At 69.7% G+C, this 14,306-nt stretch carries 13 protein-coding genes; 7 read left to right on the top strand and 6 right to left on the bottom strand.

What is annotated here, in order from left to right; genetic code table 11:
* Nucleotides 1-37 precede the first annotated feature (37 nt).
* The gene (locus D7W82_RS14070; protein ID WP_120618845.1) at nucleotides 38-1,654 is read right to left on the bottom strand and encodes an NADP-dependent glyceraldehyde-3-phosphate dehydrogenase; all 1,617 of its coding nucleotides are present in this window, start codon (nucleotides 1,652-1,654) and stop codon (nucleotides 38-40) included.
* Nucleotides 1,655-1,797: 143 nt separating this feature from the next.
* Between D7W82_RS14070 and D7W82_RS14065 the strand changes: the two genes are divergently transcribed.
* The 6 genes from D7W82_RS14065 (at nucleotide 1,798) to D7W82_RS14040 (ending at nucleotide 8,909) form a co-directional block, all read left to right on the top strand.
* Nucleotides 1,798-3,822 carry a von Willebrand factor type A domain-containing protein gene (locus D7W82_RS14065; RefSeq protein WP_199727749.1) on the top strand — a complete coding sequence of 675 codons (2,025 nt, stop codon included), beginning with the start codon at nucleotides 1,798-1,800 and terminating at the stop codon, nucleotides 3,820-3,822.
* A gap of 11 nt (nucleotides 3,823-3,833) precedes the next feature.
* Nucleotides 3,834-5,678 carry a HAMP domain-containing sensor histidine kinase gene (locus D7W82_RS14060; RefSeq protein WP_120618844.1) on the top strand — a complete coding sequence of 615 codons (1,845 nt, stop codon included), beginning with the start codon at nucleotides 3,834-3,836 and terminating at the stop codon, nucleotides 5,676-5,678.
* On the top strand, nucleotides 5,675-6,379 hold the full coding sequence (locus D7W82_RS14055; protein ID WP_014394255.1) for a response regulator transcription factor: 705 nt from the start codon (nucleotides 5,675-5,677) through the stop codon (nucleotides 6,377-6,379). Before D7W82_RS14060 ends, D7W82_RS14055 begins: the two co-directional genes overlap by 4 nt.
* An 18-nt stretch (nucleotides 6,380-6,397) precedes the next feature.
* Entirely contained in the window at nucleotides 6,398-6,754 is a 357-nt protein-coding gene (locus D7W82_RS14050) for a carboxypeptidase-like regulatory domain-containing protein (protein ID WP_120618843.1), read from the top strand.
* A 53-nt stretch (nucleotides 6,755-6,807) separates the two neighbouring features.
* The gene (locus D7W82_RS14045) at nucleotides 6,808-7,569 is read left to right on the top strand and encodes a type 1 glutamine amidotransferase domain-containing protein (protein WP_120618842.1); all 762 of its coding nucleotides are present in this window, start codon (nucleotides 6,808-6,810) and stop codon (nucleotides 7,567-7,569) included.
* Between the two features lie 128 nt (nucleotides 7,570-7,697).
* Nucleotides 7,698-8,909, top strand: a complete 1,212-nt coding sequence (locus tag D7W82_RS14040) for a glycoside hydrolase family 19 protein (RefSeq protein ID WP_120618872.1) — start codon at nucleotides 7,698-7,700, stop codon at nucleotides 8,907-8,909.
* A gap of 4 nt (nucleotides 8,910-8,913) precedes the next feature.
* On the opposite strand, the gene D7W82_RS40520 is transcribed toward D7W82_RS14040, so the two are convergent.
* From D7W82_RS40520 to D7W82_RS14025, 4 genes are all read right to left on the bottom strand, one after another.
* A complete protein-coding gene (locus tag D7W82_RS40520) occupies nucleotides 8,914-9,948 on the bottom strand; it encodes a HEAT repeat domain-containing protein (protein WP_158617660.1) in 1,035 nt (344 codons plus the stop codon).
* Nucleotides 9,949-10,045: 97 nt separating this feature from the next.
* Nucleotides 10,046-10,432, bottom strand: a complete 387-nt coding sequence (locus tag D7W82_RS14035; RefSeq protein ID WP_120618841.1) for a VOC family protein — start codon at nucleotides 10,430-10,432, stop codon at nucleotides 10,046-10,048.
* Between the two features lie 32 nt (nucleotides 10,433-10,464).
* Nucleotides 10,465-11,031: a DNA-3-methyladenine glycosylase I gene (locus D7W82_RS14030; protein WP_120618840.1), complete on the bottom strand. Its 567-nt coding sequence runs from the start codon at nucleotides 11,029-11,031 to the stop codon at nucleotides 10,465-10,467.
* A 73-nt stretch (nucleotides 11,032-11,104) separates the two neighbouring features.
* Nucleotides 11,105-11,809, bottom strand: coding sequence for a bifunctional 2-polyprenyl-6-hydroxyphenol methylase/3-demethylubiquinol 3-O-methyltransferase UbiG (locus D7W82_RS14025; RefSeq protein WP_158617659.1), 705 nt, complete (start codon nucleotides 11,807-11,809; stop codon nucleotides 11,105-11,107).
* 109 nt (nucleotides 11,810-11,918) lie between these two features.
* Between D7W82_RS14025 and D7W82_RS14020 the strand changes: the two genes are divergently transcribed.
* Nucleotides 11,919-13,574: an FAD-binding dehydrogenase gene (locus D7W82_RS14020; protein WP_120618838.1), complete on the top strand. Its 1,656-nt coding sequence runs from the start codon at nucleotides 11,919-11,921 to the stop codon at nucleotides 13,572-13,574.
* A 55-nt stretch (nucleotides 13,575-13,629) separates the two neighbouring features.
* Here D7W82_RS14020 and D7W82_RS14015 read toward each other — a convergent pair whose 3' ends face one another.
* Nucleotides 13,630-14,079: a GFA family protein gene (locus D7W82_RS14015; RefSeq protein ID WP_120618837.1), complete on the bottom strand. Its 450-nt coding sequence runs from the start codon at nucleotides 14,077-14,079 to the stop codon at nucleotides 13,630-13,632.
* Between the last annotated feature and the right edge of the window lie 227 nt (nucleotides 14,080-14,306).

Genomic DNA, 14,306 nt, shown 5'->3' with positions numbered 1-14,306 from the left:
GATGGCCCAGGGCATACCACCCAGGGCCAAGGCGGGACTAGAAGAGGAAGTCCGTGGTGAGGAAATCCGACTCTCTGCGGGTCAGGATGGATTGCACGAGCGCGGTGTTGTCCGGCGTCGTCTTCGTCGCCACCAGCGTGCGGATGGAGAACACCCGCAGCGCGTCCGCCACGGACAGCGTCCCTTCCGCGGAGTCCTTGCGGCCATTGAACGGGAACGTGTCCGGCCCGCGCTGGCACTGGCAGTTGAGGTTGATGCGGCCCACCTGGTTGGAGAACGCGTCGATGAACCGCCCGATGCGCGCGGAGTCCTTGCCGAACAGGCTCAGCTGCTGACCGAACTGCGACTCCACCACCAGCCGCACGGCCTCCGCGTCCTCGTCGAAGACCATCACCGGCACCACCGGACCGAACTGCTCCTCCGTGGCCAGCCGCATGTCCCGCGTGACCGGGTACACCACCGTGGGTGAATAGAACGACCGGGACGCCTGCCCGCCCGTCTGGTTCACCACGCGCGCGCCCTTCCCCACCGCGTCGTCCACCAGCCCCTGGAGGTACGTCCCCTTGCCCGGCTCCGGCAGCGGCGTGACGGCGACGCCCGGGTCCCAGGGCATGCCGGGCTTGAGCTTGTCCACGGCGGCGGTGAACTTCGCGAGGAACGCGTCCACGATGTTCCGGTGCACCACCAGCAGCTTGAGCGCCGTGCACCGCTGGCCGTTGAAGGACAGCGTGCCGGTGATGCACTCCTTCACCGCGTTATCCAGGTCCGCGTCCTCCAGGATGATGGCCGGGTTCTTCGCGTCCAGGCCCAGCACGGACTTGAGGCGGTGCGGCCGGGGGTGCATGCGCTTCAGTTCGCTGGCGCCCTTGTTGGTGCCGATGAAGGCGAACAGGTCCACCTGCCCGCTCTCCATCAGCGCGCCCACCGTCTCCCGGCCGCGGCCGTAGATGATGTTGATGACGCCGGGCGGGAAGCAGTCCCGGAACGCCTCCAGCAGCGGGCGCACCAGCAGCACGCCGAACTTCGCCGGTTTGAACACCACCGTGTTGCCCATCAGCAGCGCGGGGAAGAGCGTGCTGAAGGTTTCGTTCAGGGGGTAGTTGTACGGCCCCATGCACAGGGCCACGCCCATGGGCGCGCGGCGGATCTGCGCCATGATGCCCTGGTCCTGGACGAAGCGGGACGAGGTGCGGTCCAGCTCCTTCAGCGCGCGGATGGTCTCCACGATGAGGTCCACCGTGCGGTCGAACTCCTTCTCCGAGTCCGGCTGCGTCTTGCCAATCTCCCACATGAGCAGGTTCACCACCGCGGTGCGCTGGGCGCGCATGGCGGTGAGGAAGCGCTCCACGTGCTCGATGCGCTCGGCCACCTTGAGGGAGGGCCAGACGCCCCGGCCGGAGTCGTACGCCTTCACCGCCGCCGCCAGCGCATCCAGCGACTCGCGCGAGGTGAGCAGCGGCGTGGCGCCAATGACCTTCTGCTTCAGCCCCTCCGGGGTCCGGACGAACACGGGGCTCGCCACCGGGTTGAGCTCGCCGGCCCAGGTGCGCAGCTCGCCTCCCACCAGGTACTCGCGCTGCTCCAGGTACGCGGGCAGCCGCACGCCGGGGGGAAGCTGCTCTTCGGAGGGAAAGAGGGTGTCGAGTGCCGTCATGGACGGCCTTTCTAATCAGACACCGCGCCCCCGGCACGGTTTCCCTTCATGATGAAACCATGATGAGGAGACGAGCCCGCCATGCGGTTCGATGCGGGGCGCATCTGGATGATGGCTCCACCCTGATGCGCGAGAGGTGGTCCATGCTGAAGTCCCTCCTGAAAAGCACCCTGCCGCTGCTCCTGATGATGTCCGCCGTGCCCGTGAGCGCCCAGCCGGACGCGGGCGCTCCCCCCACGAGCGCCATCTTCGGCACGGTGATTGACGTCGAGACCCGGAAGCCCATCCAGGACGTAGTCGTCAGCGCGACCTCGCCGAGCCTGCAGGGCGAACAGACGGTCGTCACGGACGCCCAGGGGAACTACCGCATCCCGCGGATTCCCGCGGGCACCTACACCGTGAGGTTCGAGAAGGAGGAATACAAACCGTACGCACGCCCGGGCATCGAGCTGCGAGTGAATCGCGCCATCCGGCTGAACGTGGAGCTGCTCGGTGAGAAGTTCTCGTCGGTGGAGCTCATCGTCGGCGCGCCCCCGACCATCGACGTGGGCTCCACGAACCAGGGCGTCAACGTCGACCAGGAGTTCATCAAGCGCATCGCGGTGGCACGCCCGGGCGGCCCGGGCAGTGCGGTCCGCTCCAGCCAGCCCCTGGCGGGACCGGCGCCTGACCACGGCTACGTGGTGGACGGCTCGCCGCAGCCCGCGCCGGAGCGCACCCTGGCCCCGAATGGCCAGCCCTTCTTCGACATGTACTTCAAGGGCTACGGCGTGAACCCCACCGTGGACACCGAGGAGGAGCGCTTCTCCACCTTCTCCGTGGACACCGACACGGCGTCGTACACGCTGACGCGTGCGTACCTGGAGCGCGGCTCGCTGCCAGACGAGCAGGCCGTGCGCGTGGAGGAGTTCGTCAACACCTTCGACTACGACTACGCCAGCGCCACGGACGCGCCGTTCAGCGTGAACGTGGAGGGCTTCCCCTCCCCCGCGCGAAAGGGCTACCAGGTGGTGCACATCGGCGTGAAGGCGCGCGACGTGAGCCGCGACCAGCGCAAGCCGGGGAACCTGGTCTTCGTCATCGACGTGTCCGGCTCCATGAACATGGAGAACCGGCTGGGGCTGGTGAAGCGCTCGCTGCGCCTGCTGGTGGACGCACTGGATGAGCGGGATTGGGTGTCCATCGTCGTCTACGGCAGCACCGCCCATCAGGTGCTCGCCCCCACCAACGCCTCGCAAAAGGCCGCCATCCTGAGCGCCATCGACAGCCTCCAGCCGGAGGGGGCCACCAACGCACAGGCGGGCATCGAGCTGGGCTACGCGCTGGCCGCGAGCCACCTCGTGAAGGGCGGCATCAACCGCATCGTCCTCTGCTCGGACGGCGTGGCGAACAACGGCATCACCGAGGCGGATGGCATCTGGGCGCGCGTGAAGGACCAGGCGGCGGCGGGCATCACCCTGTCCACCGTGGGCTTCGGCATGGGCAACTACAACGACGTGCTGATGGAGCGGCTGGCCCAGGTGGGGGAAGGCAACTACTCCTACGTGGACAAGCTGCAGGAGGCCCGCCGCATCTTCGTGCAGAACCTCACCGGCACGCTCCAGGTGGTGGCCAAGGACGTGAAGCTCCAGGTGGAGTTCGACCGCAAGACGGTGTCCCGCTACCGCCTCATCGGCTACGAGAACCGGCTGCTCACCAAGCAGCAGTTCGACGACGACCGCGTGGACGCGGGCGAGGTGGGCGCGGGCCACGCCGTCACCGCCCTCTACGAGGTGAAGCTGCGCGACCCGTCCCAGACGAACTTCGGCACGCTGCGCATCCGCTACAAGGCCCCGGAGGGCGGCAGCTCGAAGCTCATCGAGAAGGCGATGCCCGTGACGCTCCTGCGCCCCGCCTTTGAGAAGGCCGCCTCCCCCACCCGCCTGTCCTACGTCGCCGCCGCCTTCGCGGAGAAGCTGCGCGGCTCCTACTGGGCACGGCCGCTCACCTACGACGCGCTCATGTCGCTGTGGGCGGAGCTGGGCACGCCGCTGAAGACCCGCCAGGACGTGGTGGAGCTGGGTGAGCTCATCCGTCTGGCGAAGAAGCTGGACCTCCGCGAGGACCGCTTCGAGTCCATCTCGCCGGTGCGCACCATGGACGCCGACCGCGTCCCCACCATCAAGTAGGCACGTCCCGGATGCCGCGCAGGCTGCTGCCCACCCTCGTCGCCCTCGCGCTCGGCCTCGCCGGGCTCGGGGTCGGCCTGGGCTACCTCCACCGCATCTTCGCCGCGGAACGCGAGGATGCGCGGGCCTCGCTCCGCTCCCGGCGCGAGGCCCTGGAGCAGTACGCCCGCGCGTCACTGGCACAGGCACTGCGCGACGGCATGGAGGACACGCGCGACACGCGGGCGGCGGCCAAGGAGGATCCGCTCGTGGCCACGCCGGGGCTGTACCTGCGGGAACAGGGGGAGCAGGTGCTGCCCCGGATGGCGCGGTTCGACACGGCCGGGGACGCGCCCGCGAAGGAGCGTTACGCCAGGCTGCGCGCGGGCACGGAGGTCGCGGACGAGGACGAAGGCCCCTGGAAGGAGCGGCTGGAGCGGCTGGCGCTGGTGGAGCAGGCGCTGAAGGCGAAGGACCGGAAGGCCACCCAGCTGTCGCTGATGGCGCTGCTCCAGCACCGCACCCGCTTCGTGCTCGCGTCCACGCGCGACCTGCCGTCGCTGCTGGTGGTGCTGGAGGACGTGGCGGCGCGGGGCGACGTGGTGCCGGACCTGATGCGGGGACTGGTCCGCGACGGACTCGTGGACGGCCAGGGGGGTGGCCGGCTGGAGGGGTTGCAGCGGCTGCTGTTGCTCAAGCGCTCGCGCTTCACGCCGGAGGACTTCGACTTCCTGCGGGAGAAGGTGGCGGCGCTCTCCACGCGCGTAGGCTTGCCGGTGGCGGACTTCGAGGCACGGGTGCGAGAGCTGGCGACGTCGCCGCTGCCCATGCCAGCGGACGTACCGGAGCCGATGCTGACACGGTCCGGCTGGTACCTGGAGCCGTTGTCCGGAGGCGACGTGCGCGGGCTGGCGCTGGACCTGCCCGGGCTGCTGGCGGGGCTCACCCGCGAGATGCGCGAGCGCGGCCTGCTGGAGGCGGACGGGCGCGTGACCCTGTCGGTGGATGCGGCGGTGGTGCCGCTGACGTCGCTGCCCGTGGCGGTGGAGTCGTCCATGTGGGCGCGGAGCGAGGACGCGCTGGAGAGCCGCTACCGGCTCAAGACGCTGATGCTGGCCCTGTGCGCGGCGCTGGCGCTCACCATCGCGGCGCTGGCCTTCGTGGCGCAGCAGCGCAAGTACCGCTTCCTGGAGCTGAAGAGCGACTTCGTGGCCACGGTGTCGCACGAACTGCGCACGCCGCTGGCCTCCATCCGCCTGCTCGCGGAGACGCTGGAGTGGCGGGTGGCGGAGGGCGCGGACGCGAAGGACTACCCCGCGCGCATCATCCGCGAGGCGGACGGGCTGGGCTTCCTGGTGGAGAACCTGCTGTCCTTCAACCGCATCGACAAGGGGCGCTGGGTGCCAAAGCTCGCGCCGGTGCGGCTGGACGAACTTGTCTCCAACCTGCGCCGCGACCTGGAGTCCGGCGCGCCGGTGCCGGTGGAGCTGACCGCGGACGTGGACGCGCGCGAATTGAACGCGGACGCGCAGCTGTTGCGGCTGCTCCTGGCGAACCTGGCGCGCAACGCGTGCGCCTACAACACCCGCAGCCCCGTGCGGCTGCACGTCCAGACGCTGCCCGGTGGGCGCGTGCACTTCACGGACAACGGCACCGGCATCCCGGCGTCCGAATGGGAGCGCGTCTTCGGCGAGTTCTACCGGCTGTCCGGCCGCGACGGCCGCGAGGTGCCCGGCAGCGGGCTGGGGCTCGCGCTGTGCCGGAAGATTGCCCGGCTGCACGGAGGCACGCTGCGCGTGGCGGCCTCCAGCCCCGAAGGCACCACCTTCGAATTGACCCTTCCCGAGTACCGGCCCGAGGCCCGGAGCACCGCATGACCACCGCCGCCCCCACCGTCCTCGTCGTGGAGGACGACCCGAACCTGCGGCTCGCGCTGCGCGACAACCTGGAGCACCAGGGCGGCTACGCCGTGGAGGAGGCCGCCACGGTGAAGGAGGCGCGGGAGCAGCTGTCCCGCCGCGACTTCCAGCTCATCCTCCTGGACGTGATGCTGCCGGATGGAGACGGCTACACGCTCTGCCGCTCGCTGCGAGAGGAGGGCCTGAGCGTGCCGGTGCTGATGCTCACCGCACGCACCCTGGAGGAGGACGTGGTGCGCGGCTTCGAGTCCGGCGCGCAGGACTACCTGGGCAAGCCCTACCGGCTGCGCGAATTGCTCGCGCGAGTGGGAGCCCACCTGCGGCGCGGCGGCGTGGCCCCGGCGAAGGTCCTGCGCTTCGCGGGCTACAGCGTGGACCTGGACCGGCGGCGCGTGGAGACGCCCGAGGGCGCGGAGGTGGAGCTGACGCGCAAGGAGTTCGACCTGCTGGCCTTCTTCCTGAAGGAGCGCGAGCGGGCGCTCAAGCGCGACGAAATCCTGGACGCGGTCTGGGGCACGGACGTGGTGGTGGATCCGCACACCGTGGACAACTTCGTCTCCAGCCTGAAGCGCAAGCTCAAGTGGACCAGCGCCTCCCGCTTCTCCATCCAGACCGTGCGCGGCGTGGGCTACCGTATGGAGGTCGAGCGCGGTTCCTGAGTCGAGAGGGGGTCACCGATGAGGTTCCTGTTCCACGTCCTGCCCTGCCTCGTGTTGTTGCTGGCCTCTGCCCCCACGAGCGCACAGTCCGACAGCGCCATCTTCGGCACCGTCATCGACGCCGTCACCCGGAGACCGCTCACGAACGTGGTTGTCATTCTCAGATCGCCTGCCCTCAAGCAGGAGGCGGTTCTGGTCACGGACGACCAAGGAAGCTTCCGCTTTCCAAATCTTCCCCCCGGGCCATACGCCTTGCGCTTCGAACAGGATCACTACCACCCGCACGTGCGCAATGACCTTCAGCTCCGGGAGGGCCGCTCTCTCCGGGCGCGCGTTGCACTGGTCTGGGATCCAAACGCCCCCGTCATCTGGTGAGGCCTTTCGCCTGACGGCTTGTCAGCCTCAAAGCTGCGGAGAAGACTCGTCGCATGGCCTCCGCCCGCCGCGTCCTCGTCCCGCTGCCCGACCATGACTTCGACGTCACCGAGGTGGCCGTGCCCTGGCGCATGCTCACCGACGCGGGCCATGAAGTCGTCTTCGCCACGGAGAGGGGCCACATGCCCGCCGCGGATCCGCTGCTGCTCACGGGCGTGCTCTTCGGGAAGCTGGGCGCGGAGCCGGAGCCCCGGCGCTTCTACGGCGACCTCACGCTCACGGAGGCTTTCCAGAAGCCGCTGACCTGGGACGCCGTGACGCCGTCCGACTTCGACGCGCTCCTCTTGCCCGGGGGCCATGCGCCGGGCATGCGGCAGTACCTGGGCAGCGGAGCACTCCAGACGAAGGTGGCGGCGTTCTGGGCGCTCCAGCGGCCCGTGGCGGCCATCTGCCACGGCGTGCTGGTGCTGGCGCGCACGAAGGACCCGGCCACCGGACGCAGCGTGCTCCACGGCACGCGCACCACGTGCCTGCCCAAGTACATGGAGCGCTCCGCGTACCTGCTGACGGCGTGGAAGCTGGGGCGCTACTACCGGACCTACCCTGCCTACGTGGAGGAGGAGGTCGTCGCCGCGCTCGCGGACCCGAGTCACTTCGAGCGCGGCCCCCGCGTCCTGTCCAAGCGCGGCACCGCGACGGACCACGCGCCCGCCTTCGTGGTGGAGGACGGGCGCTACGTGTCCGCGCGGTGGCCAGGAGACGCGTACCTCTTCACGGAGCGCCTCCTGAAGCGTCTTTCGGATTCCCCGGATTGACTGGATATCTAGCCTGATGGCATGAAGCCAGGAGACTTTGTTCTTTCAAAGAACAAAGTCCACCTGGGATGTACGAATCCACCTCCCAGGAGTTCCTTCACCTGCTGGCGGTACTCACGGGAGACGTCATGAGCCACAAGGGAATGATCCGCGGTCTGTCGTTGCTGGGAGTGGTGGGCGCGCTGGCGGGATGTTCGGGTCCGGAGGCCGGAGACACCGCGCCAGAAACCGTGGGCCAGGTGGAGAGCGCCGCCGTGGTGTCGACCATCACGGAGGGCGACTACGTCATCCGCTCGGTGCGGACGAACAAGTGCATCGACGTGGCGTCGTCCAGCACGGCGGACGGCGCGAAGGTGCAGCAGTGGGACTGCAACGGCACCAACGCGCAGAAGTTCCGCATCTCGCCCACGTCCGGCGGGTTCTGGAAGATCATCAACGTCAACAGCGGCAAGGCGCTGGACATCCAGGGGGTCAGCACCGCGGAGAACGCGGTCCTCCACCAGTGGACCTACCTTGACGGCGCCAACCAGCAGTTCCAGTTCATCAACCGGGGCGGCACGCAGTTCAGCTTCCACCCGCGCCACACCGGCATGGCCATGGACCTGTCGTGGGGCTCCTTCGACAACGGCACGCTCATCGTCCAGTACCCGTACTACGCGGACCGGGACAACCAGCGCTGGACGTTCGACAAGGTCTCCGGCGGTGGGAGCGGAGGCTCGGGCTTCGGGGCCATCCTCACCCGGGACATGTTCAACACCATGTTCCCCAGCCGCAACGGCTTCTACACGTACGACGCGCTCATCGCCGCGGCGAACGGCTTCCCGGGCCTGGCGACGACGGGTGACTCCGACACGCGCAAGCGCGAGGTGGCCGCCTTCCTGGCCAACGTGTCGCACGAGACGGGCGGGCTCGTTTACATCGAGGAGATCAACAAGGGCGACTACTGCGACACGTCGTGGGGTCCTCCGGGGTGCAGCTGCGCTCCGGGCAAGCGGTACTTCGGACGCGGCCCCATGCAGCTGTCGTGGAACGGCAACTACTGCGCCGCGGGCAACGCGCTGGGCCTGCCGCTCCAGGCGAACCCGGACCTGCTGGCCCAGGACGCGAACGCCGCGTGGCGCACGGGCTTCTGGTTCTGGACCACGCAGAACGGCGCCGGCTCCATGACGGCCCACAACGCCATCGTCAACGGCGCGGGCTTCGGTGAGACCATCCGCACCATCAACGGGTCGGTGGAGTGCTACGGCCGCAACCCCGGCCAGGTGCAGAGCCGCATCGACAAGTACCTGCAGTTCTGCTCCCTGCTCGGCGTGAGCCCCGGCAACAACCTGGGGTGCTGACGCCTCAAGGCAGCTGACCCAGCAGCTCGAAGAGGGCCTCGCGCGTCAGCCCCGCCGCGTCGCGAGCCACCGCCTCCAACATCCCCCGGGCCCGGCCCAACCGGGCCGGGTCCGCCTCCTCCAGCGCGGCCACGGCGGCCTCCTGGAGGTCGCGCGACGCGGCCGGGCCCAGCTGGCCCTTCAGCAGGAAGAGGGCCTCCGCCGCCGGAGCGCCGGAGCGCACCAGCGCCACGGCGGAGCGGGCCGCGACGTGCGGACTCTCGTCGCGGAGGTGCTCGCGCAGGGCCGCGACGACCTCCGGCGACAGCGGACCGCACAGCCCCAGCAGCGCCGCCGCTTCCTGCCGGATGGGCGCCTCCGGCGCGGTCAGGGGGCGCAGCAGCGCGGACTCCAGGTCCGGCAGCGCGGGCGCGGGCCGCGCCTCTCCGTTCAGCTCCTCCAGCAGGCCCCGCAGCGACACCAGGGCCAGGTAGAGGCGCGCTCCGTCCGACGTGCGCACCTGCTCCAGCAGCCGGGGCGCGGTGAGGTCCGGCGCCAACGGAGCGAGCGCGGCCAGGGACTCCAGCGCGGAGAGCGCCACGGGCTCCTCGTCCTCCAGGAGCGCCAGCAGCTGGCGCAGCTCCGACGCCGCGGCGGTCCCCAGCCGGCCCACGACCTTCGCCATGGCGCCGCGCACGGAAGCCCTCGGGTGCTGGAACAACCCGTCCAGCGCGGCGAGCTGGAAGGGATCCACCCGGCACACCCCGGCGAGCACGCTCGCCGCGTTCTCCAGCGCGGGGGCGTCCGCCTCCATCCGCGTCAGCACTGACAGCACGCTCTGGACGGCGAGCCCGGTGAGGCCCGCCTGCGGCGGCCACCAGCTGCGCTGCAACAGGAACAGCAGGGGCTCCTCGACCGATGTCCCGGGCCGCCCCAGCTCTTCCAGGAGCGCCCGCGCGGTCCGCTCCCGCGACTCCGGCTCCCCGGATATCAGCAGCTCCTCCAACGCCGACTGCGCCTCCTCGCGTGCGCTCACATCGCGCGAGGAGAGTCGCCCCAACCATTCCTCCACCCTGCGGACACGGCCCTTGCTGCGCTCCGAAGACATGGCTCCACGCTAGCGCAACACCCCGGGAGCCCGGGGCAACATCACAGGCTCAGACCTGCGCCATCTGGATGAGGTTTCCGCAAGTGTCCTCGAAGACAGCGACGGTGACGGGGCCCATGACGGTGGGCTTGCTGCGGAACACCACGCCGAGTTTCACCATGCGTTCATATTCCGCCTGACAGTCGTCCACGCCGAACGACGTCAACGGGATGCCCGCGTCGAACAGCGCCTTCTGGAACACGCGCGCGGGCGCGAAGCCCATGGGCTCCAGCAGAATCTGCGTGCCCTCCGGCGCGTCCGGCGCGACGACGGTCAGCCACCGGTCCTTGGGGCCCAGCGGGACGTCCACCTTCAGCACGAAGCCCAGGACCTCCGTGTAGAACTTCAGGGCCTTGGACTGGTCATCCACCATCACGCTCGTCACGCTGATCCGCATTCCGTATCTCCTAGGTGTTTCGTCGGTTCACGTCACCGGTGCCGCACGCCGTGCCGGAAGCAGTCCACCGTGTGGTCATCCACGATGCCCGTGGCCTGCATCCACGCGTAGACGATGACCGGCCCCACGAACTTGAAGCCGCGCTGCTTGAAGGCCTTGGAGTACGCCTCCGACAGCTCCGTCTTCGCCGGCACGTCGCCCCGGCCCTTCCACACGTTGCGGATGGGCTTCCCGCCCGCCATGCCCCAGACGAACGCGGAGAAGTCCTCGCCCGCCTCCTGCATCTTCAGATAGGCGCGCGCGTTGCCGATGGTCGCCTCAATCTTCGCGCGAGCCCGGACGATGCCTTCATCCGCCATCAGGCGCGTGACGTCCTTCTCCGTGAAGCGCGCCACCACCTTCGGGTCGAAGCCCTTGAACGCCTTCCGGAAGGCCTCGCGCTTGCGCAGGATGACGATCCACGCGAGCCCCGCCTGGAAGCCCTCCAGCATCAACATCTCCCAGAGCGCGCGGCTGTCGCGCACCGGCACGCCCCACTCCTCGTCGTGGTAGATCTGGTACAGCGGATCCGCTCCCACCCACACGCAACGCTGTTGCATCCGCGCTCCTCGCTGGTTCGCGGCAGGGCTACCACGGAGCCTGAACAGGCGGCCAGTCCCGTCCTCTGTCTTTTCAGCGCGGCCGGGTCAGCAGCGCGAACAGCCCGTCGCTCCACCACCGGCCGCGCAGCCCCGGCACGAACCGCTGCCAGTACACGCTGCTGCGGGGAATGCGCCCGGGCAACGGGTAGTCGAAGTCGATGGACTGGAACCCCGCCTCCACGGCCATGCGCCGCGCGTCCAGCTCCGTGATGGGCGTGATGTGTCCGGAGTCCCGGTAGTCCTGCTCGCAGAACGCGGGGAAGTAGCCCCGGACCAGGAAGGACAGCCGCGCCGTCAGGCTGTCGTTGTTGGGCGTGGTGAAGAAGAGGTGGCCTCCGGGCTTGAGCACGCGGAAGGCCTCCTTCACGAAGTGGCGCGGGTTGGCCAGGTGCTCCAGCACTTCAATGGCGAACACCCAGTCCACCGACGCGTCGCCCCACGGCAGCGCGTCCCGGGACACGTCCCGCAGCTGGAACTCCACACCCGGCAGGCGGCTGGCGCCCGCGTCGTGGATGTCCGTGCTGAGGATGCGCTCGACGGCGGGGTTGCGCTGCAGCCGGCGGATCCACCCGCCACTGCCCGAGCCCACGTCGAGCACCACGCCGAAGGCCCGCTGCCCCGCCACGCTCCAGGCCGCGTCCCGCAGCGGCTCCGGGGACAGCCCCTCCTGACGCTGCGCGTAGGCGGCGGCATCATGGCCCAGCGGTCCCGTGTTGCCCTTCACATCTGGCTCCATGCGCGGGGAGTCTAGCCTCCGGAGCGCCGGGATGCGCAGGTGAAGGAAACCCTGCCCTTTCGGGCGAACCGCTATCATCGCGCGCGCCAGGTGCTACCGGGAGGCACGCATGGGACAGGAAGTGGATGTCATTGTCGTGGGCGGAGGGCTCGCGGGACTCGTCGCCGCGACCGAGCTCGCGGATGCGGGCAAGCGCGTCGCCGTGGTGGACCAGGAGGGACCGCAGAACCTGGGCGGCCAGGCGTTCTGGTCGTTCGGCGGCCTGTTCCTCGTGGACTCGCCCGAGCAGCGGCGCATGGGCATCAAGGACTCCCACGCGCTCGCGATGGAGGACTGGATGGGCACCGCCGCCTTCGACCGCGAGGAGGACCACTGGCCGCGCCAGTGGGCGGAGGCCTTCGTCAACTTCGCCGCGGGCGAGATGCGCCCCTGGCTCGTCCAACAGGGCATGAGCTGGTTCCCCGTGGTGGGCTGGGCGGAGCGAGGCGGCTACGGCGCCGTGGGCCACGGCAACTCCGTCCCCCGCTTCCACGTCACCTGGGGCACCGGCCCCGGCGTGCTGGAGCCCTTCGTCCGCCGCGCCAAGGCGGCCGAAGCCAAGGGCACCCTCACCTTCCACTTCCGCCACCGCGTGGACGAGCTGCTCACGCAGAACGGCGCCGTGGTGGGCGTGCGCGGCATGACGCTCGAGCCCACGGACGTCCCGCGCGGCGCCAGCAGCTCGCGCGTGACGACTGGTGACTTCGAGCTGCGCGCGAGCGCGGTCATCGTCACGTCCGGCGGCATCGGCGGCAACCACGAGCTGGTGCGCAAGGCGTGGCCCCAGCGCATGGGCCCCGCGCCGAAGTTCATGATTCAAGGCGTGCCCGACCACGTGGACGGCCGGATGATCGCCATCACGGAGGCCGCGGGCGGGCGCCTCATCAACCGCGACCGCATGTGGCACTACACGGAGGGCCTGCGGAACTGGAGCCCCATCTGGCCCCGGCACGGCATCCGCATCCTGCCGGGCCCCAGCTCGCTATGGCTGGACGCCACCGGCAAGCGCCTGCCGCCGCCGCTGTTCCCCGGCTTCGACACGCTGGGCACGCTGGAGCACATCCTCAAGACGGGCCACGAGCACACCTGGTTCATCCTCAACCAGTGGATCATCAAGAAGGAGTTCGCGCTCTCCGGCTCGGAGCAGAACCCGGACCTCACCGGCAAGGACTGGCTGGGCGTGCTCAACCGCGCCGTGGGCAAGAAGGCCATGGGTCCGGTGGAGGCCTTCAAGGAGAAGGGCGAGGACTTCGTCATCTCCGACAACCTGCGCGACCTGGTCGCCGGGATGAACGCGAAGACGGCAAGCCCGCTGCTGGACTTCGCCACCGTGGAGCGCGAGGTGAAGGCCCGCGACCTGCAGATGGACAACCCCTTCAGCAAGGATTTGCAGCTGGCCGCCATCCGCCAGGCGCGCAACTACCGGGGTGACAAGCTGGTGCGCACCGCGAAGCCGCACCGCATCCTGGACCCCAAGGCGGGGCCGCTCATCGGCGTGAAGCTGAACATCCTCACGCGCAAGACGCTGGGCGGCTTCGAGACGGACCTCCAGGGCCGCGTCTTCAACGCCCAGGGGAAGACCATCCCAGGGCTCTATGCGGCAGGTGAGGTGGCCGGCTTCGGAGGCGGTGGCGTCCACGGCTACCGCGCCCTGGAAGGCACGTTCCTGGGCGGCTGCATCTTCTCCGGCCGCGCCGCGGGCCGGGCCGCCGCGGGGAATGTGTAGGCATGGGCGGTGACGGGCAGGGGCGCGAAAAAGGCCCCTGCCCCTCCAGGCGTCCTCAGGCCGCGGCCTGGAAGGGCCACGGCGTGGGCCGCATCCCGGCCGCCCAGTTGTCGTGCCGGCCGTCCCAGTAGTGGAAGGTGAGCAGCGACGGGTCCACGTCATCCAGCGTGTTGACGTAGATGGAGACGAACTTCCCGCCCAGCTCCGGGACGTCGCCGTCGCCGTAGCACACGACGCCGCAGTTCGAGCAGAAGCTGCGCGTGTTGGGGCTGCCGTCGCGCCCGTACTTCTTGAGGGCGTCCTGGCCCTTGAGGAGCCGGAAGGCGTCCGGCTTCATCCCCACGCCGCCGCCGTAGCCGTACTTCATGCAGATGGTGCAGTTGCAGCGGGTCACCCCGGCCAGGTCCACGGTGGCCTCGTAACGCACGGCGCCACACAGGCAGCCGCCCGCGTAGGTGTGCAGGCCGCGCAGGGGAAGGGTCTTCGACAGGTCGTTCTGGCTCATGGCGGAATCTCCGGTGCCGCGTTGTGGGAACGAACCCAATGTCGCCCCTGCCCGTGACAGCCTTATGTCAGGTTTGTCGCCCTCCTCTGTTGAACCCGGCGGGGCCTGGCCCAGAGTGCCCCGGTCCACCGTTCCAGGAGGCCGCATGCCCGCGTGGAAGTCCCTGTCCCGTGTCCTTGCCCCGACGTTGCTCCTGCCGCTCCTGGGGGCCGCCCCCCCTGCCACCC

The sequence above is a fragment of the Corallococcus sp. CA049B genome, assembly GCF_003611685.1.
Taxonomy (GTDB): Bacteria; Myxococcota; Myxococcia; order Myxococcales; family Myxococcaceae; genus Corallococcus; species Corallococcus coralloides.
Note: the sequence above shows the minus strand (reverse complement) of the source record. Positions and strands in the feature narration are given on the sequence as shown.

Excerpts from the sequence above, each read along its gene's own strand:
- D7W82_RS14040 (WP_120618872.1), top strand. The coding sequence starts at position 7,698 with ATGAGCCACAAGGGAATGATCCGCGGTCTGTCGTTGCTGGGAGTGGTG.
- D7W82_RS14045 (WP_120618842.1), top strand. The coding sequence starts at position 6,808 with ATGGCCTCCGCCCGCCGCGTCCTCGTCCCGCTGCCCGACCATGACTTC.
- D7W82_RS14070 (WP_120618845.1), bottom strand. The coding sequence starts at position 1,654 with ATGACGGCACTCGACACCCTCTTTCCCTCCGAAGAGCAGCTTCCCCCC.
- D7W82_RS14060 (WP_120618844.1), top strand. The coding sequence starts at position 3,834 with ATGCCGCGCAGGCTGCTGCCCACCCTCGTCGCCCTCGCGCTCGGCCTC.
- D7W82_RS14030 (WP_120618840.1), bottom strand. The coding sequence starts at position 11,031 with ATGCAACAGCGTTGCGTGTGGGTGGGAGCGGATCCGCTGTACCAGATC.
- D7W82_RS14065 (WP_199727749.1), top strand. The coding sequence starts at position 1,798 with ATGCTGAAGTCCCTCCTGAAAAGCACCCTGCCGCTGCTCCTGATGATG.
- D7W82_RS14025 (WP_158617659.1), bottom strand. The coding sequence starts at position 11,809 with ATGGAGCCAGATGTGAAGGGCAACACGGGACCGCTGGGCCATGATGCC.
- D7W82_RS14035 (WP_120618841.1), bottom strand. The coding sequence starts at position 10,432 with ATGCGGATCAGCGTGACGAGCGTGATGGTGGATGACCAGTCCAAGGCC.
- D7W82_RS14020 (WP_120618838.1), top strand. The coding sequence starts at position 11,919 with ATGGGACAGGAAGTGGATGTCATTGTCGTGGGCGGAGGGCTCGCGGGA.
- D7W82_RS14050 (WP_120618843.1), top strand. The coding sequence starts at position 6,398 with ATGAGGTTCCTGTTCCACGTCCTGCCCTGCCTCGTGTTGTTGCTGGCC.
- D7W82_RS14015 (WP_120618837.1), bottom strand. The coding sequence starts at position 14,079 with ATGAGCCAGAACGACCTGTCGAAGACCCTTCCCCTGCGCGGCCTGCAC.
- D7W82_RS14055 (WP_014394255.1), top strand. The coding sequence starts at position 5,675 with ATGACCACCGCCGCCCCCACCGTCCTCGTCGTGGAGGACGACCCGAAC.